The sequence below is a fragment of the Desulfonatronovibrio magnus genome, assembly GCF_000934755.1.
GTDB lineage: Bacteria > Desulfobacterota > Desulfovibrionia > Desulfovibrionales > Desulfonatronovibrionaceae > Desulfonatronovibrio > Desulfonatronovibrio magnus.
Map to the genome: position 1 here is coordinate 112272 of NZ_JYNP01000005.1, position 25649 is coordinate 137920.

At 46.0% G+C, this 25649-nt stretch carries 22 protein-coding genes; 17 read left to right on the forward strand and 5 right to left on the reverse strand.

From position 1 onward, the window contains the following. Positions 1–152 precede the first annotated feature (152 nt). The 5 genes from LZ23_RS00565 to LZ23_RS00585 all read right to left on the reverse strand — a co-directional run bounded on the left by LZ23_RS00565 (position 153) and on the right by LZ23_RS00585 (position 6725). Entirely contained in the window at positions 153–1268 is a 1116-nt protein-coding gene (locus LZ23_RS00565) for a DUF362 domain-containing protein (protein WP_045210800.1), read from the reverse strand. 296 nt (positions 1269–1564) lie between these two features. Then, a complete protein-coding gene (locus tag LZ23_RS23840; protein ID WP_045210638.1) occupies positions 1565–1963 on the reverse strand; it encodes a PD-(D/E)XK nuclease domain-containing protein in 399 nt (132 codons plus the stop codon). Positions 1964–2072: 109 nt separating this feature from the next. Next, complete coding sequence (locus LZ23_RS23845; protein ID WP_052506995.1) at positions 2073–2405, reverse strand: AAA family ATPase; 333 nt, start codon at positions 2403–2405, stop codon at positions 2073–2075. 11 nt (positions 2406–2416) lie between these two features. Beyond that, positions 2417–5620 carry an efflux RND transporter permease subunit gene (locus tag LZ23_RS00580; protein ID WP_045210639.1) on the reverse strand — a complete coding sequence of 1068 codons (3204 nt, stop codon included), beginning with the start codon at positions 5618–5620 and terminating at the stop codon, positions 2417–2419. A gap of 1 nt (position 5621) precedes the next feature. Further along, complete coding sequence (locus LZ23_RS00585; RefSeq protein WP_045210641.1) at positions 5622–6725, reverse strand: efflux RND transporter periplasmic adaptor subunit; 1104 nt, start codon at positions 6723–6725, stop codon at positions 5622–5624. A gap of 591 nt (positions 6726–7316) precedes the next feature. Here LZ23_RS00585 and LZ23_RS00595 point away from each other — a divergent pair. The 17 genes from LZ23_RS00595 to LZ23_RS00675 all read left to right on the forward strand — a co-directional run bounded on the left by LZ23_RS00595 (position 7317) and on the right by LZ23_RS00675 (position 25621). Beyond that, positions 7317–8288: a UDP-glucuronic acid decarboxylase family protein gene (locus LZ23_RS00595; RefSeq protein ID WP_045210644.1), complete on the forward strand. Its 972-nt coding sequence runs from the start codon at positions 7317–7319 to the stop codon at positions 8286–8288. 764 nt (positions 8289–9052) lie between these two features. Then, positions 9053–11863, forward strand: coding sequence for an isoleucine--tRNA ligase (gene ileS / locus LZ23_RS00600; RefSeq protein WP_045210646.1), 2811 nt, complete (start codon positions 9053–9055; stop codon positions 11861–11863). Between the two features lie 193 nt (positions 11864–12056). Beyond that, positions 12057–12551, forward strand: a complete 495-nt coding sequence (gene lspA, locus LZ23_RS00605) for a signal peptidase II (RefSeq protein WP_045210648.1) — start codon at positions 12057–12059, stop codon at positions 12549–12551. Then, positions 12532–13284 carry a prolipoprotein diacylglyceryl transferase gene (locus LZ23_RS00610; protein ID WP_045210650.1) on the forward strand — a complete coding sequence of 251 codons (753 nt, stop codon included), beginning with the start codon at positions 12532–12534 and terminating at the stop codon, positions 13282–13284. The genes lspA and LZ23_RS00610 overlap by 20 nt, the downstream gene beginning before the upstream one ends. 206 nt (positions 13285–13490) lie before the next feature. Continuing rightward, complete coding sequence (locus tag LZ23_RS00615) at positions 13491–13703, forward strand: PLD nuclease N-terminal domain-containing protein (protein WP_045210651.1); 213 nt, start codon at positions 13491–13493, stop codon at positions 13701–13703. Further along, positions 13696–14568, forward strand: a complete 873-nt coding sequence (gene ybgF / locus LZ23_RS00620) for a tol-pal system protein YbgF (protein ID WP_045210653.1) — start codon at positions 13696–13698, stop codon at positions 14566–14568. The genes LZ23_RS00615 and ybgF overlap by 8 nt, the downstream gene beginning before the upstream one ends. Before the next feature lie 105 nt (positions 14569–14673). Beyond that, positions 14674–15111, forward strand: coding sequence for an NIL domain-containing protein (locus LZ23_RS00625; RefSeq protein ID WP_045210655.1), 438 nt, complete (start codon positions 14674–14676; stop codon positions 15109–15111). A 248-nt stretch (positions 15112–15359) separates the two neighbouring features. Then, positions 15360–15899 (forward strand): PilZ domain-containing protein, encoded by a 540-nt coding sequence (locus LZ23_RS00630; RefSeq protein ID WP_045210656.1) that lies wholly within the window; start codon positions 15360–15362, stop codon positions 15897–15899. Beyond that, complete coding sequence (locus LZ23_RS00635) at positions 15883–16608, forward strand: sensor histidine kinase (RefSeq protein ID WP_045210658.1); 726 nt, start codon at positions 15883–15885, stop codon at positions 16606–16608. Before LZ23_RS00630 ends, LZ23_RS00635 begins: the two co-directional genes overlap by 17 nt. Before the next feature lie 493 nt (positions 16609–17101). Further along, positions 17102–18196, forward strand: a complete 1095-nt coding sequence (locus LZ23_RS00640; protein WP_045210660.1) for an OmpA family protein — start codon at positions 17102–17104, stop codon at positions 18194–18196. A gap of 63 nt (positions 18197–18259) precedes the next feature. Continuing rightward, positions 18260–18697 (forward strand): hypothetical protein, encoded by a 438-nt coding sequence (locus tag LZ23_RS22075; RefSeq protein ID WP_052506996.1) that lies wholly within the window; start codon positions 18260–18262, stop codon positions 18695–18697. A 46-nt stretch (positions 18698–18743) separates the two neighbouring features. Continuing rightward, positions 18744–19742 carry an NAD(P)H-dependent glycerol-3-phosphate dehydrogenase gene (locus tag LZ23_RS00650; RefSeq protein ID WP_045210662.1) on the forward strand — a complete coding sequence of 333 codons (999 nt, stop codon included), beginning with the start codon at positions 18744–18746 and terminating at the stop codon, positions 19740–19742. Between the two features lie 15 nt (positions 19743–19757). Next, a complete protein-coding gene (locus LZ23_RS00655) occupies positions 19758–20750 on the forward strand; it encodes an ABC transporter permease (RefSeq protein WP_045210663.1) in 993 nt (330 codons plus the stop codon). A gap of 3 nt (positions 20751–20753) precedes the next feature. Further along, on the forward strand, positions 20754–21596 hold the full coding sequence (locus LZ23_RS00660; RefSeq protein ID WP_045210665.1) for an ABC transporter permease: 843 nt from the start codon (positions 20754–20756) through the stop codon (positions 21594–21596). 5 nt (positions 21597–21601) lie between these two features. Beyond that, positions 21602–23230, forward strand: coding sequence for a glycosyltransferase family protein (locus LZ23_RS00665; protein ID WP_045210667.1), 1629 nt, complete (start codon positions 21602–21604; stop codon positions 23228–23230). 4 nt (positions 23231–23234) lie between these two features. Continuing rightward, positions 23235–24824, forward strand: a complete 1590-nt coding sequence (locus LZ23_RS00670; protein ID WP_045210668.1) for a DNA repair protein RecN — start codon at positions 23235–23237, stop codon at positions 24822–24824. After that, positions 24821–25621, forward strand: coding sequence for an iron-sulfur cluster-binding protein (locus LZ23_RS00675; RefSeq protein WP_052506997.1), 801 nt, complete (start codon positions 24821–24823; stop codon positions 25619–25621). The genes LZ23_RS00670 and LZ23_RS00675 overlap by 4 nt, the downstream gene beginning before the upstream one ends. The last annotated feature ends 28 nt before the right edge of the window (positions 25622–25649 follow it).

A 25649-nucleotide genomic window follows, 5' to 3' on the forward strand; every position in this document is an offset into this window, starting at 1 on the left:
AATCAACCCGAATGGCTTAAACTGTTTACAGGGTGCCTCAGTCTGGAGGCGACTTCCTGCCGGCTGAGCTTTAGTATTCTGCAGGATGCAGGCTCCACTCATCAAGGCAGTTATTCCCAGGTTCGGTCCTGGTCAATCAGGGTGAGACTTTTCTACCTTTTTTGAAGTAAGCGCAGAAATCGTCCTGACAGCCTGATGGCATTTTCAGGACACATTTCCTGACAGCAGTAACAGTGAATGCATCCTTTCTTGTCCAAACGTGGACCTTCAGACGACATCTTCATTGCTTTTACCGGGCAGTGGCCGGCGCATATGCCGCAGGCTGTACAACGGTGACTCACAACTTCAGGCAGACAATTGGCCCATCTTGACAGGTATCTGTTAAGGATGATTCCAGCAAGTCCAGGCACAAAGGTTCTGGGAAACCTGAATCCTTTGACCTTGGGCACTTTTCCAGTAATGTTCATTAACTTGAGGTCTGACTGTCCCAGTTCTCTTGCTGCTGCCACTTGCAAATGCGGCACTGCAGCTGGTTTGTGACCCAGCATGTGGATTGCTGCGCAGTCAAGTGTAACAGCATTTTCAGAAGCCATAATCTGGCTTAGATGCACAGGTTTCCCATTGGAAGGTCCGTTGCCTTCCATGGCCATAATGGCGTCCATTATATTCAGCTCAGGTGGGCGGATCTGATATATATCTACAAGGCCATGGGCGAATTGAAGGGGTGTTGGGCAGGCTGCATGCACACGCATTTTATCAGCTCCAACAATATAGCCGAAAGTATTCTTGACTGCACCGGTCAGTACTGTCAGAGAGTGGGTCTTGAGTTTTGGCAGGTTAATAAGCTCATCTGCATCAAGAATTTCTCCTGATACAGTGATTTGGGAAAAATAGTCAGACTTGACCTTGATCCGAACTGGGTTCAACCCAAGGTTTATGTAGGAGTCTCCGGAGCATTCCAGAAGCCCGCATTCCCGGGCTGCCCTTTGGGAACGTCCATATCCGCCCATACCGGGATTGTCGCCCACCATAACCCGGGCACCACAATCTTTAAGTTTGCGAATTACAGCGCTGACCAGGGCAGGATGGGTTGTCACCGCTTTTTGCGGTGCATGAGCACCAAGTATGTTGGGTTTGACCAGAATATTACTGTTTTTTCTGTTGGCTGGAAATAGAGATAGTATTTCCTCGACAATGCTGTCCAGTGAATGATCATACTGTCCTTCAGTAATATAAACTGTTGAGCTATGCTGTGGTTGTTGATTCACGCTTAAATCACCTGTAAACCTGTTTTCAATAAAAAGCTCCTCACCCGGGCGGACCAAGACCGAACGTGTGAGTAACTAAAAAATCAACCTTAACACGAGATTGCTTCGCTTCGCTCGCAATAAGGATTGCCGCGCTCGAAGACTCGCTCGCAATGACACCTGAGCTGTCAGAGATGTAGTTGCTCAATACCTGTCACCCACGAGGGAGCCTAAGGGGCCGAAGCAATCTGTGTGTTAAAGCCATAATGTTTTGAATTTATTATATATACGACTGTAGTTACGTGTAAGAACGTTCACTAAACCTGTTCCCATTCAAACCCCACGATATTTCGTTTCTCGCGGTCAAACTCCACACCGATAAGGTAGATGGTTTCCGCTTCTAAGCGGTATTTGTCAGCATAGCCTTTGATCTTGATTTGTTCTAAGGCACTGCCCGGGGTCTGGTCCAGATCTAAAACCTTGAACTCAAAGATGAAGGCCCGGTTTTCCAGGAGTACAGTCATGTCTATGCGTCCATGGCTTGTAGATTCTTCAGGTCGTGTGTCCAGGCCAAGTCCTGCAAAGTAACAATAAAATACTGAACAGTAGTAGCCTTCATATCTGGCCAGATTATTCCTGCGGTACCAGTCGTTGGGGATGGAGGCAAACAGGGAATGGAAAACTGCTTCCAGGTCTTCAATCTGGCCGCGGCGCAAAGCATTCCACGAGAACTACCACATGACCGTATTTGCGGGCTGTGTTTTCTATGAGCTGCCCAAAACGCCCGGAAATGGTTTGAAATGCGCAATGGACGCCGAGTCGCTTTTAATGCAGTGTAAGTTGTTCCCAGATTTTTTCCTCCAACCGATTTCGGTAACTGGAAACCCCTTCTCCAAAAGAAAATCGGATAACCGGATATTGTGTCTCCCAGTCCCAATGTTCCTCGAGCCACAAGCCCTTAAAGAGTTGACGATTACCTTCAAAGGCCTCCTTGAGGGTATCCACAAGCAGGGACTTGCCAAAACGTCTGGGACGGGAAAGGAAGTAGTAAGAACCATTTTCCACCAGTTCATGAACAAATCTCGATTTGTCCACGGAGGCGTAGTCTTCGTTTATAATTTTGCTTAGTGTAGCAATACCTATGGGCAGTTTTTTCATAATGCGCCTCACTAAGGGTGGTTAGTCTTTGGCCTGAAAAATAAGTAGTAACTTATGGGAATCAGGATCAGAGTAAACATTGTGGAGGCAATAAGCCCAAAAATCAGGGCCCAGGCCAGTCCGGAAAAAACTGGGTCCCTGGTTATGGGCCAGACCCCAATGGCTGTAGTCAGAGCAGTAAGCACAATAGGTCTTAACCTGACTGCGCCGCTTTGCAGGATTGCCTCAGTAAGATCCAGCCCTTTTTTTAGAGCTGAGCTGATAAAATCAATAAGCACCAGGGAATTACGAATAACTATTCCGCCCAAAGCAATCATGCCGATCATGGCAGTTGCTGTAAAAAAGACCGGATCGGCAAAGCCGTCCACTTCTTTGCCAACTATCAGATTCAAAAGAAAGAATCCAGGCATGATGCCCATCAGGGTCAAAGGAATGGCAGACATTATAAGCAGGGGCAGTCCCAGGGATCCAGTCTGAATGATTAACAGCAGATAAATAGCACCCAGAGCAAATGCAAAGGCCAGTCCGAGATCTCTGAACACATCTATGGTTATTTTCCATTCTCCTTCACCTTGCCAGTCCACAATAAAACCTTGAGGGAGCGGGTTGGCCTTGAGGCTGGACTTCATATCCAGAATGGCTTCACCTGGAGGCTGTCCAGCCATTTCTGCAGTAACATAAACTACACGGCGCAGATTTTTATGCAGGACAGGCTCGTCTGCAGCAACTTTTTCAAAGTGTCCCAGTTCGCCTATGGGGATGAGATGGCCGGTTTGAGAGACCATTTGCAACTGCTCAAGATTTGTTATGCCTGCCCGTTTTTCTAAGGGCAGGACAATGCGGATATCAAGGGCTTCCCTGTTATTGGCGCTGTGCAACTGAGCCGGAGTTGCTCCTTTAATGAAAATATTCATATTTTGCATTATTTCCCGGGCATCTAAGCCATGAAGTGCTGCCTTGGTTCGATCCAGGACAAAATCATAACGCTTGTGCGGGTATTGGGCGCTGTAATCCACATCCCGGATAAATTCCTTTTCCATCATTATTTTTTTCACATGCTCTGCTGCGGATATCATTTCCGGGTATGTTTTATGAGGTTCAGCATATATTTCTGCCACTATGGTAGCCAGCACAGGCGGTCCAGGGGGAACTTCCACTAGCTCCATTACAGCTCCATATCTTAGAGCGATGTTCTCCAGATCCCTTCGCATGGAAAGTATCAGTGCATGGCTGTCAGTCGTTCTTTCTTTTCTGGGCAGAAGATTTATGCGGATATCGCCCTGATTGGCTCTTTCTCTGGCATAGTACTGTCTGACCATGGCGTTGAAGTCCATGGGGGAAGACATGCCGGCATAGCTGGTAAAAGTTGTTATCTCGGGGATGTAGGAAAAATACGCTTCAAAATCTCGCAAAACAGCGTCTGTCTGCTCCAGAGTAGAACCTTCAGGCATATTTATTACGACCTGAAATTCATCCTTATTGTCAAACGGGAGCATCTTCAGGGGTACAAATCTGAATATGGCCAGAGAAACAGCTGTCAGAAGCATGACTGCAACCAGGGCGAACAGGGCGCGGCGCAGCCAGGGTGAGTTCAGGAAAGGAAGCATGATTTTTCTGTAGCCGTGCGAAAGCCAGTTTGGAACTCCCTGATGTTCTGATACAGTGCTGCTTACAGGTGTGCTCTTTAAAAAACGGTGGCACAGCCATGGTACTATGGTTACAGCACATAATGTAGAAAATGTAACTGTCAGGGGAACATTGGCAGCCATGGGGGCCATGTAGGGTCCCATCATGCCGGTTATGAAAAAAAGAGGCAGGAAGCAGGCAATAATGGCCAGGGTAGACATGACCACAGGTACAAGCACTTCGCTGACCCCGCTGAGCACAGCGTTTGCCGGATCCTTTCCTCCCATGGCCATATGACGTTTAACATTGTCCACATTGGTAATGGGGTCGTCTACAACGAGTCCGAGAGAGAGGATAAGTGCAAAAAGGGTGACCCGGTTGATGGTGTAGCCAAGCAGGTAGCTGCCAAAAAGGGCCAGTGAAAAACTTACTGGTATGGCCAGTCCCACCACCAGTGCCGGACGCCATCCAAGAGTAAGGCTTAGGACCAGAACTACCGTAGTAACAGCAAAGAACAGGGAGCGAAAAAGATCGCTGACCTTTTCATGGGCAGTCAGGCCATAATTACGGGTGACTTCAGTGTAAACGCCTGAAGGCAAAAAAACTTCTGCCAGTTCATCCAGTTTGTCAAGAATACTGTCTGCCACAGCCACAGCACTGGCTCCCTGTTTTTTGGCCAGGGCCAGGGTGACTGAAGGCATAGACAACGGTAAGTGCTGCATTGAAGCACTTTTCTGATAACTTTCAGATAAACCCAGGCGGGTATAGTACTCAGGTTCGGCTGGGCCGTAGGTAACACGGGCTACATCTTTTAAATATACAGGCAGGCCATCTATGTTCTCGATTACCAGATCAGCTACCTGATCCTCATGGGTAAGCCAGGCATCTCCCAGTACCTGAAAAAGCCTGTTGCCCTGGGGAAAATGCCCCAAAGTCAGAGAGTAATCAGCATTGTCTATGGCCTGATATATCCGGGCTGGTGAAATCCCCCGGCCAGCCATGGCCTGCGGGTCTAACTCCACCAGAACCTGGCCACGCCTGCCGCCGTAAACCCCGGTTCTGGATACGTTTTCAACTTCAGACAGCCTGGCCAGGAGTTCGACACCAAATCGGCGTAGTTCATAATCACTGTATTTATCAGAAAAAAGTGTAATATTTAGAATGGGAACATCATCAATACTTACAGGTTTGATTATCCAGTCCGACACTATGGAAGGGACCTGATCCTTGTGCATGAAGATCTGGTTGTGCAGCCGGACCAGGGATTCTTCCAAGTTCTGGCCCACAAAAAAGCGTACGGTTACAATTGCTCTGTCTCTTTGTGAACTGGAGTAAACATATTCGACACCGTTTAATTGCCACAAGAGTTTTTCCAGCCTGGTTGCCACGAGTTTTTCCACTTCCCGGGCGCTTGCTCCTGGTACATCCACTATGACATCTGCCATGGGCACCACAATTTGCGGCTCTTCTTCATGCGGAGTAATGTTCATGGCCAGAATGCCGAGAGAAAGGGACAGGAAAAGCAGAATCGGGGCAAGATAGGAAGTGATAAAAGGCTTAAGGAAGGACTGGACGGGAGTGCTGGGCATATTAATTGGAACCTTCCTGTTCAATGACAATTTTTTCACCGACATTTAAACCAGAAAGAATTTCGATCATATTATTGATTTGTCTGCCGGAGCGAATATGTCTGAACTGTGTTTTGTCACCTTCCATGACCATGACTGTCTCCAACTGGCCTAGAAAGCGAACAGCATTTTCCGGTATAAGAATCACGTCTTCATGTTCTAAAGGAAGTAACAGTCTGGCAAGCATTCCAGAATAAAGAACATGCGTGCCAGGCTCAATATCCAGCTTAATGAGAAAACTGCGTACAGCCCTATCAGCCTGGGGCGCAATCTCAACAACCCTGCCCTGGAACTTTGTTTTCATAGAATCAACCCTGACAATATGTTGCTGATCCAAAGCTATACGTGAAATTAGCCTTTCAGGGATAGTGGTCTCCAAGCGTGGGAGGTTTCTGGATTGCATTTCAAGTAAAGCCTTACCTGGCGAAGCCATGTCACCCGGGTGCGTAAACCTTTGTACAACCTGGCCTGAGTTAGCTGCTCTGATCTCAGTATATTGAAGCAAGACGTTCTGTTCTTTAACTTTCTCTCTAACTGCAGCCTCACTATGCAGTGCATTCCGGCCGGCCATAAGCGTGGACTTATGTGCGGCCAAAGCCTGATAATATGTGGAGGCGGTTCTGTCGAGTTCCTGCCTGGAAACAACATTGCGGGCATAAAGATCTTTATGTCGGTCATACTCAAGAGAGGCTTCATCCAAAACAGCCCGGGCCCTGGCAGTTTCCTGTTCAGTCTGTCTTACAGCAGCTCTGGCAGCCTGATACTGCTCTACAGCCTGCTTTTGACGGCTTTTAAACTCTCTGTCGTCCAGACGAATCATAAGTTGACCGGGTTCAACCTCATCACCGGGATTGACCAGTACTTCAAGAACTTCGGCCTGAACCCGGGAGCTGATGGTTGGATTTTCTTTGGGACGAATAGTTCCTATTGCTTCGTAATAATGGGTAATTTGTTTTTTCTGAACCTCCAAATACAATTGATCTGAATCATTTGCATGCACTGAGTTCACTGGAATGAGAAAGCCTGAAAAGAAAAACATAAAAGAGATAAATCTTAGATAGTTCATTTGAAATTACCGGATTTGGCATCTTGATGTTTAAAGGATATGCTTTGTATGTATCTATCAGGATTCAGTATTTTTGCCAAGATTATGTTTGTAGGCGGTTTTCACCCTGAAAAGACTGTTAGCGTTTTGACTATGTTCGGACAAAAGTCCGGCCAGCATTGACTTTTCAAGCTTGCAGATATAGCAACATGCGAAAATGCAAGAGTAAGTTTTTCTCTGGAAATTATTTTCTTTCAAAAACCTCACCATGGGGACCGGGACCACGCCTGCGAGCAACTTTACGGGCCAGTCTGGTTGAAAGGCTGAAGGCTAAATAAAGGCTGAAGGCTGAAGGCTGAAGGCTGAAGGCTGAAGGCTAAAGGCTGAAGGCTGAAGGCTCAAGGCTAAAGGCTAAAGGCTGAAGGCTGAAGGCTGAAGGCTGAAGGCTGAAGGCTGAAGGCTGAAGGCTGAAGGCTAAAGGCTAAAGGCTGAAGGCTAAAGGCTGAAGGCTGAAGGTTGAAGTGTGAAGTGTGAAGGTTGCAGATGCACCACGCAACATGGTGAATAGTTACTTAACATTTTAAATATTGTGTATACAATTTGGAGCAATCAATGATCAATTACTTCAGGAAAACTGCCCTTATTACAGGGGGCGCAGGGTTTATTGGGTCTCATCTTTGCGACAGATTAATTAATGACGGATATTCAGTTCTTTGTGTGGATAACTACTTTACAGGCAGCAGGGACAGTATTGCACACCTTCTGGAAAGTGATCATTTTGAGACCTTGCGTCATGATATTACGTTTCCATTATATGTAGAAGTTGATGAGATTTGGAATCTGGCCTGCCCTGCCTCGCCTATACATTATCAGCGTGATCCTGTTCAAACCACCAAAGTCAGCATAATGGGTGCCATTAATATGCTGGGACTGGCCAAAAGGCTGGGCTGTAAAATTTTCCAGGCTTCCACCAGCGAGGTTTATGGTGATCCAGAAGTGCATCCTCAGGTTGAAAGCTATACAGGCAATGTCAATCCCATAGGGCCGCGCTCCTGCTACGATGAGGGCAAGCGCTGCGCAGAGACGTTGTTTTTTGATTATAAGCGCAAGCATAATCTGGAGATAAGAGTTGCCAGAATTTTTAATACATACGGCCCCCGAATGCATCCCGCAGATGGCAGAGTTGTATCCAACTTTATTATTCAGGCTTTGAAGAATGAGCCTATAACTCTTTATGGTGATGGCATGCAGACCAGGTCCTTTTGTTACATTGATGACCTGGTGGACGGATTTATAAAATTGATGAATAACGATGAAGGCTTCCAGGGACCGTTAAATCTGGGCAATCCCGGAGAATTCACAGTAAGAGAGCTTGCCGAGACCATTGTAGAGCTTACTAACAGTAAGTCAGACCTGGTCCGCAGGCCATTGCCTGAAGATGATCCTCAGAAGAGACGTCCAGACATCAGCCTGGCCAGAGAAAAAATTGGCTGGGAACCTAAAATACCCCTTGAAGAGGGCTTGAAAAAAACCATTGTCTATTTTGAGGAGCTGGTCAGACAAGGCTGTGAAAGATGTTCTTAGTAACTTACTATTTTAATCCTGTAGAAAAAAACAAGCAAGTTTTTTAACCTCGAAAGATCAATAATGCCCAGGAACCTTATTCTTCAGCCTCAGTCTTCAGCCTTCAGTCTGAAAAATACGGTTATCGCCCACAGCTTAACAATCTTTGTTTAAATTGGGTTGTGGGCACAGTCCGCATTAGTTAAGACCTTTCAACACTACAGCGACACTTTTGCCGATCTCAAATCGTAAATCAGCCGTATAATCAGGCTGCAAAAGAGTCAGTCCACTTATAGCTTGAATAAAGTGTTGCTGTAGTGTTAAGTTCTTGGCCTTAATTTTCGCAAGATGCAAAAACTTTCCAGGTTGCGTTGTTGTGCCTGGGAAGTTCAGGGTAAACCTTAAACTATCATAAAAACTTGACTTCCTTGCGGGTATGATTCAATTTCAAAATTTATCCGGATTTTCTGGATCAGGATAAAAATCTATATTCATGCCTCTAATTTTAGAAGCGTCTCACCCGGGCGCGGCCGGGTTCGAACCTGCGAGTAACTGCCTTGATAAGTGGAGACTGCATCCTGCAGGCTATTAAGGCACAGGCGGTTAGAAGCCGCCTCCACATTGACCCCGGATCTGGTCCGGGTTTCCGGTTAAGGCATGTAGTTGCTCTTCTTCGTGATTCAGGCGAAAGCCGGAATCCACTACAGTTCAATAGAAAGGCTGTATGTGGTGAATAGTTACGTGAGTTTTTGCAGTTGAATCTTTCAAGAATAAAGGCGGAGTAAATGACTGATTATAAAAAGACCCTCAATCTTCCCAAAACTTCTTTTCCCATGCGGGCCAACCTGACCCAGAATGAGCCCAAAATGCTGAGCTTCTGGGAGGAAATCAATGCTTACCAGGAGATGGTTAAGGCCAATGTGAATGGTAAGCCCTATGTGCTGCACGATGGTCCTCCTTACGCCAATGGCCATATCCACATGGGCACGGCCATGAACAAGGTGTTAAAAGATATTATTGTCAAATCCAGAAACATGATGGGCTTTTGCGCGCAGTACGTTCCTGGATGGGATTGTCATGGGCTGCCCATTGAGCATAAGGTAGCTCAGGAACTGAAAGCCAAGGGCAAAGTTGTACCTTCCATTGTGATTCGCAAAATCTGCCGTGAGTATGCGTCTAAATTCTTAGATATTCAGCGTAAGGAATTTAAGCGCCTGGGAGTGATGGGAGAATGGGACAATCCATACCAGACCATGCATCCTTCATACGAGGCAGCAACAGCGAGAGAGCTGGGCAATTTCATTAAAAACGGTTCAGTTGTTCGGGGAAAAAAGCCAATTTACTGGTGCATTGACTGCGAGACAGCACTGGCAGAGGCCGAAGTGGAGTATGATGATCACACATCTCCGTCCATTTTTGTGGCTTTTCCCGTCAAAGATCACAAAGTCAAGGATACTTTTCCCCAGGCAGACTTAGATAAAACTTTTGCGGTCATCTGGACCACCACCCCCTGGACCATACCCGGCAACATGGCTGTAGCTGTTCATCCTGAATTTGAGTACAGTCTGGTCAAGGCAGACAATGCTCACTATATTCTCGCAACTGAACTTGTCTCTGACCTGTCTGAAATTTTCGGTTGGAAGGCTTATGAAATTCAGGGCAAGGTGCAGGGTGCTGAGCTTGAAGGTATAAAGGCCGCTCATCCCTTTATTGATCGCGAATCTCCTCTGGTTCTGGCCAGTTATGTAACTCTGGATTCAGGTACGGGTTTAGTGCATACTGCTCCCGGTCATGGTCGTGAAGACTATGAAACAGGCATGAAGTATGGTCTTGAGGTACTTTCTCCACTTGACGATCAGGGCAGATTTCTATCCAGCATTGACTTTCTTGAAGGTAAAAATGTTCATGAAGCCAATCCGCTGGTAATTGAAAAGCTGGAGAATGCTGGTCTGCTATTGAATCAGAATAAGCTTTCACACTCTTATCCCCATTGCTGGCGCTGCAAAAAATCGGTCATATTCAGGGCCACCACCCAGTGGTTTATCTCCATGGAAAAAAATAACTTACGCTCCAGAGCCTTAGACGCCATCATGAATGATGTTCAATGGATTCCAGCCTGGGGAAGGCAGCGTATCTATTCCATGATTGAAAATCGACCTGACTGGTGCATATCCAGACAGAGAAACTGGGGAGTGCCCATCATAGCACTGCTTTGTTCCAAATGCGACCATACCTATATGGATCCGGAATGGATTTTTTCCATTACTGATAAATTTGAAGCTCATGAGCGAGGTTGCGACTACTGGTTTGAGGCTGACCTCCATGAAGTGATGCCTGATGGTCTGACCTGTCCTGGATGCGGATCACAAGACTGGAAAAAAGAGGACGATATTCTTGATGTCTGGTTTGATTCCGGCACCAGTTTTGCTGCAGTGCTTGAAAAACGCAAGGAATGCACATATCCTGCTGATATGTATCTCGAAGGAACGGATCAGCATAGAGGCTGGTTTCACAGCTCTCTGCTTGCATCTGTCGGTACTCGAGGGCAGGCACCCTACAAATCGGTTTTGACGCACGGTTATGTAGTAGATGGGGATGGACGCAAAATGTCCAAATCTCTCGGCAATGTCATTGCTCCCCAGGAAATTATCGACAAGTATGGAGCTGAGATTTTGCGCATATGGGTAGCTGCAGTGGACTATCAGGAAGATGTGCGCATTTCCGATGAAATACTCAATCGCCTGGTTGATGCTTACCGCAGAATCAGAAATACTTCCCGTTACTTTCTGGGTAACCTTTTTGACTTTGATCCTTCAGAAGATATGGTTGCCAATGATGAACTGCTCCCTCTGGATAGATATGCCTTGACCCTGATTCTAAATAAACACAGCACCATGCAAAAGGCTTATGAAAAATTCGAGTTTCACAAAATTTTTCATACTCTGCATAATACTTGTGTTGTGGAGCTTTCTTCATTTTACTTAGATATCATCAAGGACAGATTGTATGTTTATCCTCCCAAAAGCTTAGAAAGAAGGTCCGCCCAGACAGCTCTTTTCCTGATGCTTGAATCCATGCTCAGCAACATGGCGCCAGTGTTGAGCTTTACTGCTGAAGAAATTTACCAGCATCTTCCTCAGAAGCTTAAAAGGTACGGCCGGACTGTTTTTGGATTAAGGCCTGACTTTAAGGACTACCCTGGTTCAGGTCAGGATGAAAAAGATCTGTGGGATATGGTTTACGCAGTGCGCCAGGAAGTAACCAAAGCTATTGAACCCTTGAGAAAATCCAAGGAACTGGGGCACTCCTTAGACAGCATGGTGGTTTTGTATGTAGACGAAGACAAGTTTGATGGTCTTAAGGCCTTGGAAAAGGAACTGGGCTTTATATTTATTGTGTCCAAGGCAGTTGTTAAGCCCATGAATCAGGCCCCGGAAGGCATATTCAAAAGCCAGGAAATGGACGGACTAATGGTGGAAGTAAGCAGGGCACCTGGTGAAAAATGCTCCAGGTGCTGGATTTACAACGAAACCCTGGATTCTGAAATGGCCTGCCCAAGGTGTTCTGGGATCATGAAAGAACTGACATTGGACTAATTTGGGCTGTGCCTGCAACTCAACTTAAACAAGGATCGTTAAGCTGGGGCGATAACCGTTTTTTTCAGGCTGAAGGCTGAAGGTGCAGGATCCAGGTCATTATTGCTCTTGTCAACTTCGAATAGTTTTCCTGTATTATACTGCAGGATTGAAACAGTAAACCACATAAACTCTTAAATATTACAGCAAGACAATGAAACTAAAGCACAAAATTGTATTCATTTTAGCTGGTGTAATTCTGATCATGGATCAGATCACCAAGGTCTGGATTCAAAACACCATTCCGTTGTGGGAGTCCAAAACAGTTATTCCAGGATTCTTTAATCTGGTTCATGTGCTTAATAAGGGTGCTGCCTTTGGTTTTCTGGCAGACCTTGAGGGCAACATGCAGACCTATTTTTTCATCGGTGTTACAGGCCTGGCCGTCGTTTTGATTTTTCATCTGCTAAGGACAGTGGACCGTCATGATCCTTATTTGTTTACTGCCTTAGGTCTTATTCTGGGCGGGGCCCTGGGAAATCTTATTGATCGTATCAGAATTGGCATGGTCATTGATTTTCTGGATATTCATATAGGTGGTCATCACTGGCCAGCTTTCAATGTAGCTGACATGGCTATTTCAACAGGAGCCATTTTGCTGCTGGTTTCATTTTACAAGAAAAAGAGATATGCATCCGGTTCTGATTGAGTTTGGTCATTTTGCTTTTTATTCGTATGGTTTCTTTGTTTCAGCCGCGTTTTTGCTTGGCATGGCCTGGACCATGCGTGAAGCAGAAATAAGGGGCTTGGATCACCGTCTCGTACTTGACGCCGGGTTCTATGTTATCTTAGGCGGTATTCTGTGTTCCCGTCTTGTTTTTGTTGCTGCCAACTTTGAAATGTACAGTGATGATCTTCTGGATATCCTGAGGCTCTGGAAGGGTGGAGTTGTTTTTATGGGCGGGGCGGTGAGCAGCGCCTTGATGCTGATCGTGTTTTTGCACTATAAAAAGCAGCCAGTAGCCAAATGGCTGGATGCTGCTGCCCCTGGTGCCGCTCTGGGGATCGGTGTGGGCTGGCTTGGCTGTCTTGCATCAGGATGTGCTTATGGAAAACCAACTGACTTGTTCTGGAGCATAACTTATACTCATCCAGATGCTGTTGGACCACTTTTTGTGGCCATGCACCCGGTTCAGGCTTATCAGGCCCTTGCAGCTTTTCTGTGTTTTATTTTTCTGGTGCTGGTTCGAAACAAGATTGCAGAACCGGGCAGATTTGCCGGATTGTTTCTCACAATTTATGTGCCGCTCAGAATGGCCATGGACCTGTTTCGAGGTGATCTTCAGCCAGAACTTGGCATAATATCAATTAACCAGGTGCTGGGGATTGCAGTGTTTGTAACCGGGGTCGTACTGCTAAAAAGGTCTGTTTCCAGTTCATAAATCAATGACAGACAATTGCAGGCATCCAGGGTTGTCTGCACTTAGTCATAGAGAGCATTACGCGTTTCTGAAAGCTATAGCTATTTTGGGGTTAAAACCAGATTGTGACAGCTTGGCATGGGGACTGTCCCCAATTGACTTTTCAGAAATGCGTAATGCTCCCGAGTCAGACGCAAGAAGTTAAATTGTTTCTTTGGAGATAATGAATGTATGATGTTTTTTTTGAAAATCCAGTTCTGATAGTATTAGTTTTACTGCCAATTTTGCCAAATCTGTGGGCAATACTGCATGTTTTCAAAAATGATTTTGAAACACCCCAGGAAAAAATGATCTGGATTGCCCTGGCAGTTTTTATTCCTGTTCTCGGGGGACTGGCCTACCTTGTCTTTGGCAGAAGGAGAGTTATCAAAAGTGTTTAAGGTTAAATTTTTGCTTTCAGCTTTATCCTTGGTATTGTTGAGTGCCTGTGTTACTGGTCAGTCTGATGTTGACAGACTTCGTCAGCAGATCATGGCAATTGAAAGAAAACATCAGCAGGATAATCAGGAAATTATTCGGCAGCTGGAAGATTACGGTGCAAAGATTGTAGCTCTCGAAGAAGCCATGTCTGAAGCTGGAGGATCAGTACAGACAACTCAGGCCAACTTATGGGCTGAGATGGAATCCATGAGGGTGCAGATTGCCACCTTGACAGGAACTCTGGATGCCATGGAAAGGCAGATGCTGGAAAACAGGTCGCAAAGCCAGGAAGCGCAGCGTATACTTGGTCAGCTCAGAGTTAAAACAGACGATCTGGATCGCTCAGTACAAATGATGTCCAGCCAGCTGGGCGTTGAAGTTGCTGAAAGAACACCTTTGCCGGATGCTCCTGATCTGGAGACTGAGCGGGTCCGTGTTTCCGACCCTGCTGACGAAGGGGCAGCCAGGGAACTCTATCAACGAGCACTGGATTCATTTTATGACCGCGACTATGATCAGGCTCAAGCCCTGTGGGAGGAGTTTACTGATAACTTTCCAGGTCATGCCCTTGCTTCCAACGCCTTTTTCTGGCAGGGTGAAAGTTTTTTCCAGATGCAGAAATATGCTCAGGCTGTCCTGGCTTATCAGGAGGTTATTACTAACTATCCCGACAGCAGCAAGTTGAGTGCAAGCATGCTCAAGCAGGGTATGTCATTTATGAATCTTGATCGTGAAGAACCCGGAAGGCTGGTTCTAAATGAGCTCATCAATCGTTTTCCTGACAGTGCAGAGGCTCGAAGAGCCAGAGCTTTTCTTTCAGATTGAAAAAAAGCTGCCATGACAGGCTGCGGCCTTACACTTAGAATTTTCCAGCCATTACGCAATCGAGGCAAGTCACTCACTAATAATGCTTTTTAAGGATGACCGGATATGGATTCTTCAAAAAAACAGTACTCAAAAATAATTTCTCTGCATTTTGCATCAGATGTTGTGCGCAGGCCCATGATGTACAATCTGGCCAAACACTTTGATCTGACTTTTAATATTCTTAAAGCCAGGATCAGTCCTCGAGAGGAAGGTCACATGATTCTGGAGCTATCAGGCAAAGAGGATGATTACAAGAAAGGCATTTCTTACCTGCAGGAGCATGGAATAAGTATTCAGGACGTGGCCCGCTCCATCAGTCGGGATGATGAATCCTGCACTCACTGCGGCATGTGTACGGCCCTTTGTCTTGCCAGGGCCCTCTGCATAGAGCAGGAAACGAGAACAATACTTTTTGACGCCAACAAGTGCAATGCATGCGGCATGTGTACCAGAATATGTCCTGTGGGTGCCATGCATACTGAAGCCAATGGAGACTTTTAGTCTGCTGAAAGGGGCTGTGATCACTATACTGTAATTGCTGAACTGATTCATATATTGGTAACAGTTTAGCCGTTTGCATGTGGCACGGCTTCCTGCCCGGAGGCATACAGCCCGGAGGGGGACTGGCTCTCCCAGCCATTGTTTTATTTAGTCTGTGTTTTACATCAACAAAAAACAAGGGCTGGGGTGCCTGTCCCCTGCTTTCCTTAGAAAAGGGCTAAACTATTACATATATTGTGGGGTGCAACATGAGTGTAAAGGATAGAAATTACTCCCGGGTAACCACCAGAATTAAGGCTTATGCCAGAAAGACACCTTTTGCAGATACTAAGCCCATTTTTACGGGCTGTTTTGCATGTGATACAGATGATCAGACTTCCAAAAATCTATATGGTTCACACATACCGAGGGAATTGGTGGCATTTTTAAAAGGTATGGACGAAAAGCTTAATATGATTCTCAGTTTATTAAATCAGGGCAGCATTCAGGATGATTTTCCCATAGCTGCTGAAGTGATTGAGATCAGCGGAGCCGGGTTGCAGTTTGTTTCAGAGACTTCCTTTGAGGTGGATGATAACCTGGAAATGGCTTTAATTTTATCTCAATTTCCTTTAAAGGTTGTGGGGGTTGTAGGCAGGATCCATCGTATGGAAAAGATCAAAAAGATTCCTGTATGGGTTGTTGAGTTCACCAGTGTCAGGGATATTGAGCGGGAAAAAATTGTCCAGTTCGTATTTCAGGAACAAAGAGAACAGATTCGAGGCAGTAAAAGTGAAGCTAACAGATGAAAAATACATGGCTTTGGCTGACTTCTATTACATGGCCGGGCTTGGTCAGATGGTTAACGGTCTGATTCATAATCTGAACAACTACGTTCACATCATGGATATGCAGCTATCCATGCTCAATGCTAAGGCTGAGAGTTCAGCAGCCCAGCCCTTGGGGGATTTTAGAGAAAGACTCGCCAAGTCATCTAACAGTGCCGGCAAGATGGTGCAGTATCTGCAAAAAAGCAGCAGATGCAGCTTTTTTGGTCAAAAGGATAAAGCACAGCTGAATATTAAAGATTTTTTAGAATGGATCATCGAATTCTGGGAAAATGATCTTTTTTTCAAACATAAAATTTTATGTCAGATCAAGCTCGAAAAGTCGGATATTAATCTTTTGATTTCACCTTTTTACTTGACTCTTTGTGTTGATCAGGGGATAAGAAACGCGGTAGAGGCCTGTCAGGAACAAGAGTCGCAGGACAAGCAAACCATCATCATTGATGCAGCAGTGGATGGTCATAACTTGAATATTGAAACTACTTCCTTTACTGTTGTTGCAGATCTTGACCCATGGTTGGCCGGCAGTACATCCAAAGAAGATCATCTTGGAATGGGTTTGCCTGTATGTGCGTTCTTAGCTGGAAGGCAGAACTGGAAAGTGGATATGCACTCTTCTGGTAATGAAACTAAATTTAAACTTGTAATTCCGATAACAGCTCAACAATAAAGCAAAACATTATTTAAGCTGAAAGGGGGACTGGCTCTTTTCCCGCTGGATAGTCCATCTGCTTTGAGGGCGGCAAAAGGGCCCTGTTTCCTGGCTGAAGCCTGGTAACAAGGTTAAGCTGCTTTTCGGTTAGGTCCCGGATGCGGGAGCTGAGCACTTGTTAAGGGCCGAGCTTTTACTTACTTTATCTCTTTATGCCCTTGCTTGATTGATCTTTTTGATTATGTTATGTAATTATATAGTTATGAGGCTTTTTGTATGAATCAGTGCAGGCTCTATTGTGGCGAAAGGTTTATGCAGCTTAAGAAACACTATGACATGTAAGTGGCGGCCTGAGGAGTTTGCTGCAGATGTTTCGCAACAGCCTTAAAGATTAGCTATTTTTATGTGTGACAGGTTTAATTCAGTCCCCCTTTTGAGCAATTCCCGGCCATAGAATGAAGGTGGGACTGAATTTTTTGAAATTTTAATCAAATACAGGAGGATATTGTTTATGACAAAATTTTTAAAAGGGTTTGTAGTAGTTTTGTTGCTGACATTTATAACTGTCTGGAGTTCAGCAAGCTTTGCTCAGCAGACCAGGACCGTGATTGAGCCGAGGGCGGAAAATTTTATCTTTTTGATTGATAATTCAGGTTCAATGGGATTTGATTATCGTGACAAAGGCATGAAAAAATCCGAGCTGGCCAGGGACGTAGTTCTTGCTCTTAACAGTGAGGTGCCTGAACTTGATGCTAACTTTGGCGTGTATTCGTTTGCGCCTTACAAAGAATTCAGATCTGTGTCCGGGTTCAACCGTCAGGCTATAGCTGGTGCTGTACAGTCCGTACCAACCGAATTTGATGTTTTTGGCCGCACCACTCCCATGGGACAGGATCTTATGAAGCTTGACAATTATGTTTCAGGCTTGAGTAATCGCGTTGCTGTCATTGTAGTTACAGATGGCGAATCCAATGTCGGAGTAGAGCCAAAGGCTGTAATGCGCGATATGTACAGCAAGTATGGCAACAGGCTGTGCTTTCACTTTGTAAGCCTTGCCCAGAAGCCTTCTGCCGGTACAGTTACATCTGATGAGCAGGCCTTTATTGACCAGCTTGCCGGCCTTAATGCCTGCACAGTGACCGCAGATGCCGGTGAGCTAGTTGCCAAGGATTTTGTAAGAGCAGACTTTATTCAGAGAGTTTTTTACGAAACCCGCGAAATCGTAATTGCACCTGAACCAAAACCTGAACCCAAGCCTGAGCCTGTTGAAGAAGTCATTGTTTTCAGCAATGTCACCTTTGACTTTGACAGCGCTGTGATTAAGCCAGAATACAGGGAGATTCTCAGGGAAGCTGCCGAAATACTCAAAGCTCGTCCTGGGCAAAAGGTCGTGGTAGAAGGCCATACCTGCAACATTGGACCCGCAGATTACAATATGGGACTGTCCCAGAGAAGGTCCCAGGCTGTTGCTGATTTTCTGGTAGAGCAGGGAGTTGACAGGAATCGTCTGGAAACCAAGGGTTATGGATTAACAAGGCCTCAATTTGACAACAACACCAGGGAGGGCAGATCCCTCAACCGTCGTGTTGAAATGAAACTGCAATAATCAAAAGATCATTATGCCCGGCAACACTCCAGTTGCCGGGCATTTTAAATTGCGGTGGCAGCCATGAAAATCAGATATTTACTTTTCCTGAGCTTAATGTTCAGTATCGCTATTCTGCCTGGAGTGCAAAGCAGTGCAAAGGCCGATTCAGTCATTCTGGATGAGAATCATTCCCTGCACTCTTTGTTTCATGATTTTGCCAAGGCAAGAGTTCAGATTATCAATAAAAATTTTGTGCACACTCCGGAAAATCTCTATGTAGGTCCGTCCGAGACTCTATTTGTTGCCCGCTACCACCAGGTTGATCCAGCTACCATCACAATTCAGGTCAAGAAAACCAACTCTGGAAGGACTCCATATATTGGCATTCTCAGCTATCGTGAAAGTGTGTATGAAAGCAATGGCGGATGCAACGCGAGCGTGGCTCAGGGACCCTTTGCCCCTGTTCGTCATCGCGATGTGACGGAAATATTTCGGTACGTGCAAAACAGGTGGCAATAGCCGTAAACTTTTTCAGGCATAGAACATAGTTCGTGGAGTTTTTTTAATGAGTAAAATTGCTGTGCTCGGTGCTGGCAGTTGGGGAACCACTCTGGCCAATATGCTTTGCACCAAAGGGCTTAAAGTGTCCATGTGGGCCCGGGAAAAAGAGCTTGTCCAGGAAATAAAGAAAAAAGGTGAAAATACCTGGTATCTTCCTGGATACAGCCTTGAATCTCGGCTTGAAGTCAGCCATGAGCCTGATGAGGTTTTACATGGAGTTGACTATTGTCTGGTGGTTATTCCATGTCAGTTCATGCGTAAAGTCTTAGAGGATTTTAAAGATCTTTTTTTAGACAATCCAGTAATAATCTGTGCCAGTAAAGGGATAGAGCTGACAACGCTAAAGCCTCAGTCCAGTGTTATCAGTGAGGCGCTAAGGGGTAAGAACCCCCGATATTCTGTCGTTTCCGGACCCTCCTTTGCCGATGAGGTAAGCAGAAAGCTGCCTACCGCAGTCAGTCTGGGCTGTGAAGACCAGGAACTGGGGGCCAGGCTTCAGGAAATTTTATCCACTGATTTTTTTCGTGTTTATTTTAATGCTGATTACCGAGGTGTTGAACTTGGAGGAGCACTGAAAAATATCATGGCCATTGCAGCCGGGATAGCGGACGGCCTGGAATTCGGGCATGATGCCAGGGCTGCATTGATTACCAGAGGACTGGTGGAGATGAGTCGTTTTGGCGTTGCTTTGGGAGGAAAGGAAAAAACTTTTATGGGTTTGTCAGGCATGGGTGACCTGGTTCTGACCTGTACAGGGGATCTGAGCAGAAACAGGCAGGTGGGCTTAGAACTTGGACGGGGAAAGACGCTTGATGATATTCTCAAGGTGCGTAAAACAGTGGCTGAAGGAGTGAAGACCACTGAGTCTGTATACCGTCTGAGCAAAGACTTGCATGTGGAAATGCCCATTACTGAGCAGGTTTATAATGTACTTTTTGAACAGAAAGATCCCAGGTCAGCAGTGGAAGAACTTATGACCAGGGCTCTAAAAGTTGAGCAATAACCGGACCAGGCCAAGGTGATTCTCCTCAAAAGACTGTTTTCCAAGCTTTTGTGGCTGACTACGGTTCTGCTGGGCATAACCATCTTAAGCTTCTGGATCATACATCTGGCACCCGGCTCACCAACGGATATGCAGACCACCCTCAGCCCTACAGCAGGGGCAGAAGCCAGAGAACGTCTTGAAAAAATATACGGACTTGATCAGCCCATACATATACAGTATATCAACTGGCTGCAAAGGATAGTCAAGCTTGATTTTGGACGTTCTTTAAGCGGTGACAGCCGTCCGGTCTGGGACAGGATTAAAGAACGTATCCCTCTCACGTTAAGTCTTAACATCATTTCTCTGATTCTAATACTTGGCATAAGCATCCCCATAGGCGTTTTTTCTGCTCTTTACCAGGGCGGATGGTTTGACCGGTGCATGACCATTTTTGTATTTATAGGCTTTGCCATGCCGAGTTTCTGGCTTGCCCTGCTGCTTATGATGGCTTTCGGTATCTACTGGCCTGTGTTCCCCATTTCAGGAGTAACATCACTGGATTTTGAATACCTAAGTTTCTGGGGCAAATTTGTGGACCTTGTAAAGCATCTTACCCTGCCAATATTTGTCTTTACCATAACGGGCCTGGCCGGCATGTCCAGATTTGCCAGAACTTCCATGCTGGAAGTGCTGCGCCAGGATTATATTCTGACTGCGCGGGCCAAGGGTCTGCCTACCAGGGTAGTGGTCTTCAAGCATGCCATGCGTAACGCCCTCATGCCGGTTATAACAATTTTGGGGCTTTCTGTGCCTACATTAATCGGTGGAAGTATTATTGTAGAATCTGTATTCTCATTGCCCGGGCTTGGACAATTGTTTTATCAGTCTGTGCTGGCCAGGGACTATCCTCTGATAATGGGCAACCTGGTCCTGGTATCAGTGCTGACCCTGGCAGGCAATCTTCTTGCTGACATAGGCTACGCTCTTGCTGATCCGCGCATCAGGCTCGGAGCGGGGAGGTCGTAAAAAGTGTCTTCCAGGTTTGTGCTGACCCTGTTTTCGTCCAAATATATCCTTTTGACCCTGGGTCTGACCATTGTGGGCGGAATGAGTATTATTGCCTTGCTGGCTCCCTGGATTGCGCCGTATGATCCCACATCCATCAATGTTGATGCCATCCTGCTTCCACCGTCATCTTCGTATCTTCTGGGAACGGACAATCTGGGTCGTGATATCCTTTCCAGGCTGATTTACGGGGCCAGGGTTTCATTGTGGGTCGGGTTTGTTGCTGTTGGCATTTCCATTTTTATCGGGGTGATTCTGGGGCTTGTTGCCGGCTATTTCGGGAAGCTGGTTGATGAGTTAATCATGCGCTTTGTAGATGTGATGCTCTGTTTTCCGTCATTTTTTCTGATTCTCGCAGTTATTGCTTTCCTTGAACCCAGCCTGACCAATATTATGGTTGTAATTGGTCTTACTTCGTGGATGGGAGTTGCCAGACTGGTGCGAGCGGAGACCCTTACCCTGCGCGAAAGAGAATTTGTGCAGGCCGCGAGGCTCAGTGGGGCAGGTACGGCCCGTATACTTTTCAGACATATTCTGCCTAATGCCATGCCGCCCGTACTTGTCTCGGCAACTCTCGGCGTGGCTGCAGCAATTCTGACCGAATCAGCCCTGAGTTTTCTGGGATTGGGCGTTCAGCCACCAACCCCAAGCTGGGGCAATATTCTTATGGAAGGCAAGGATGTGATGGGTATCGCTCCCTGGTTGTCCATCTTTCCCGGGATAAGCATTCTGATAACAGTTCTGGGGTACAATCTGCTTGGAGAAAGCATCAGGGACCTGCTTGACCCACGGTTAAAGCAAAGCTGAATATAATGAAAATTATTGCGATACACCTGGCTCTGGCCAATGAATTGCGCGCAATGGGCCATGATGTGCTTGAGTTGAAGCCACCTCCGGGAATATGCCTGCTTGATCGACATCCAGAAGTAAAAGTCTTTGAACCACAATGTATAATACAGCAGGAAACACTGGGTCCCCGGATTGTGCTTGATGGTCTTGAAAATTTTTCCTGCCATAAAGTTTACTGGTCCATAGACACCCATCTTAATTTTTTCTGGCACAAAGTTTACGCGCGTAATTTTGACCTGGTTCTGACTACTCAAAAATCCTGGGTACAGAAATTTATTAGTAACAGTGGCAAGGAAGCAGGCTGGCTGCCCTGGTTTGGAAGGCCCAGGCCGTGGTATCCATGGTCTCAAAAAGATATTGAAATGGCTTTTGTGGGGCGCATAACCGAGCATAGACAGACCAGATTCTGGATGGCTGAATTTTTGAAAAAAAATTATCAGGCCAGAGTGGAAGAGAATCTCAGTTTTTCTGAGATGCTGGATTTGTATGCCAGAACAAAATATGTCCCCAACGAGTCCATTGCCGGGGAAATCAACTTCAGGCTTTTTGAAGCTGCTTCATGCGGGTCCCTGGTTCTTAGTCAAAAACTGATGGAGGATGTTGCTGAGCTCTATATTCCTGAAAAAGAAGTGGTTTTATTTGAGCACGTTCTTGAACTTCAGGACAAGTTAAATTTCTACAGATGCAACCCAACTCTTGCCAAAAAGATTGCGTTCAAAGGTTGGAACAGGACAAATGCCTGCCATTTACCGAGTAACCGAGCAGCAGATCTGTTAAAAATGATAGCTGAAATTAGACGCTCAGGCAGTTCCAGAGATGAAAGAAAAAATCTTTACCTGAGTATTTTTGAGCTATGGGACAGTTCAAGGTTTTATCTTGGCAAAGAAAAGATCAATGAAATGATTTTTTCCATCCCTTTGGATGAGGAAGTATTGACTGCCATCATCAGGCTGCACAGCAACAGTGCTGCAAAGCTTCTGGATCTGATCATACCTGTTTTACAGCAAAGACAATATGATCATGATCTTATGGTCAATCAGACCTGCTCGGGTGCTGCTCTGCATGCAGGGCATTTTCCTCTGGCTGTGCAATTCTGGAAACGTCACTGTTTGAGGGTGAAGGTACCATATAGAGAGCCAGAATCGCCTTTGCAACTCAAGCTGATTTGGGCTAACGAACTTGCAAGGCAGGGATACAGATTCAGACAGGGCTTTTTATATGATATCAAAAGGCATTTGCCGCAAGCAGCCATGGAGTGGCTTGTAGAGGCTGCGAGGGAGGCTCCGGGGGATAAGGAAATTCTGCTGAAAATCAAAAGAATTGTGCAAGGCCAGGTAGGGCTTGAGTCAACGGTACTTAAGATTTTGTCATACGAAAGCCTTCATGACAGGCGCAACTGGCGCTGGAACCTTGAATTAGCCATGTATCACCTGCGAAGTTTCCGGCTGCATCAAGGGCTGGAGGAGCTCATTCTGGGGCTGGACAATGCCCGTAAAAGTGGTGAAGATGAAATTTTTAAAGATATGCTGGCTGCCAGGGATGGCAAGGGTTATCTTCGCAGGTGTTTAGACTGGGGAACAACAGGAAACTGAAACAATGCTTGAGTTATTAAGAATAAAAAATCTGGCTCTTATTGATGATATGGAGCTGGAATTTCATCCCGGCCTTAATGTTTTGACTGGTGAATCCGGAGCGGGAAAGTCATTTATTCTCCGCGCTCTGGACTTTATTATGGGTGAAAAGATTAAATCTTCCCTAATCAGACCGGAAGCTGAAAAAGCTGTGGTTGAGGCTATGTTCGTACTCGAAGAACAGGAGCTGATTCTGCGCAGGGAGCTAATGGCTGAATCCGGGCGAAGCAGGTTTTTTCTCAATGACAAATTAAGCTCGCAGGAAAAAGTTCAGGGGCTCAGAGAAAAGCTTTTAATTCATACCAGCCAGCATGGTCAGCAGAAGCTGCTTAAGCCAGGTTATCATGGCCAGATTCTGGATACCTTTCTGCCTTCTTCAGCACCCCTTAAACGCAGAGACGAACTGCTGCAGGAATTAAACAGACTGGCAGCGGAAAAAAAATCCCTTCAGGACAGACTGGACAAAGTTTCTGAGAAGCGCGAGTATCTTGACTTCCAGAGTGAGCAGATAGAAAAGGTCGCCCCGGAGCAGGGTGAAGAAGACAGCCTGCTGCAGAAACGTCACGATATCCGGGTCAAAGCACAGCTTGCAGAGACTGTGCAAAAGGCTTTGGATACTCTTCACAGTCCGGAGTATAACCTGAAAGATACTTTTTTTCAGCTTAAAAAGAGTCTGCACATTATTGCCGAACATAATAGCGAATTTGCCAGTTATGCCCAGGAAGCAGAAAATTTCCAGGCCTGGCTGGATGATGTGGATTCAGGGCTTAGAAGCACCAGCGCTCATGCAGACACAGCCGAGCTTGAAGCTGTGGAGGCAAGGCTGTGGAAGCTTTCTCAACTCAAAAGAAAGCTTAACAGAAGTCTGGAAGAAATACTGAGCTTTCAGCAGGAGATTGATGAAACCATCTCATTTCTGGATGAGGGAGGGCTGAAACTTAAACAACTGCAAAAACAGGAAAAAAAGCTTAAAGATGAGCTGCTCAAAGTTGTGGATGAGTTAGATGCTCTTCGTCAGGACCATGCGCGGCAATTACAGGTCAAGTTAGAGAAGGAACTTAGTAATCTTGGTTTTTCTCAGCATGTATCCATTAAATTTGAATTTTCGCCTGAAGAAATATATCCGGATATATTAGAGAACAGGCTGCGCCTTTTATGGGTGCCAAACCCGGGGCAACCACCTCAGCCCCTGGATATGATTGCGTCAGGTGGGGAATTGTCAAGGTTTTTGCTTGCTCTGGTGGGGCTTAGATCTGAGCAGAATCTGCCGACACTTCTATTTGATGAGGTTGATGCCGGAATCGGTGGAACCATTTTAAACCAGGTGGGGAAACGTATCCAGGACCTTGCTAAGGACAGGCAGATCATCCTTATAACCCACTGGGCCCAACTGGCCTGTCTGGCGCAGCGGCATTTTGTGGTACTCAAAAGTGTAGTTGATGAGCAGACCTTTACTTTATGCCACAGTCTCAGTCCTCAGGAATCAAGGCAGGAACTGGCCAGAATGGTGGGAGGCGACAAAGGACTGGAATTAGCGGCGGAGTTACAAAAATGAACGAGTTACAACCTGAAAGTATAAATCCTTCTTGTCTGACCATGAACGTTCAGGCCATAACCTGTGCTGGCAGCCCTGATTTTGTGAATCTTTTTCTGGATCCATTGCCGGGAAGTTACAAGCCGGGGCAGTTTGTCATGATCCGGCCTGAAGACTGGGGCAATGATCCAGTCTGGCCCAGGCCTTTTTCCATTTGTGAATCCAACAGGGATTATCTGCGTCTGTTTATTCAGGTAGTGGGCAGAGGAACCAGAAGGATAAGGCAACTTGGAACTGGAGCAAAAGTTCAGGTCTGGGGTCCGCTGGGCAACGGGTTCAGGGTGGAAAGCAACAAGCAAGTCATGATTCTTGCTGGAGGCATGGGGATTGCCCCTTTTGTGGGCTTTTGTAAAACTCATCCCCGTCCTGAACAGCTACTGATGCTGTTTGGTCATCGGGCTGATCTTCATCGCTACCCTTGGGAGGAGTTGCCGGAGGTTATGGAAAAAAAGGCCATGCAACAAAAGACAGATGAAGCTATTGTGCAATTTCAAAAGGAATTAAAAGAACACATAGTCAGATACGCTCTCCATAGGGCTGTTATGGCCTGCGGTCCTTCACCTTTTCTCAAATACGTTCAAGAATGCGCGTTGCAGTCAGGTGCAGAAGTTCAGATTTCATTAGAGAACAAGATGGCTTGCGGGGTTGGAGCCTGTCTGGGATGTGTTGCCAGAACACCTGAGGGTGAATATTTGCAAAGCTGCACCAGAGGGCCTGTATTCATGGCAGACCAGGTGCTTTTGGATTATGAATGCTGACCAAAAAAATCACAAGCTGTGTGAGAGA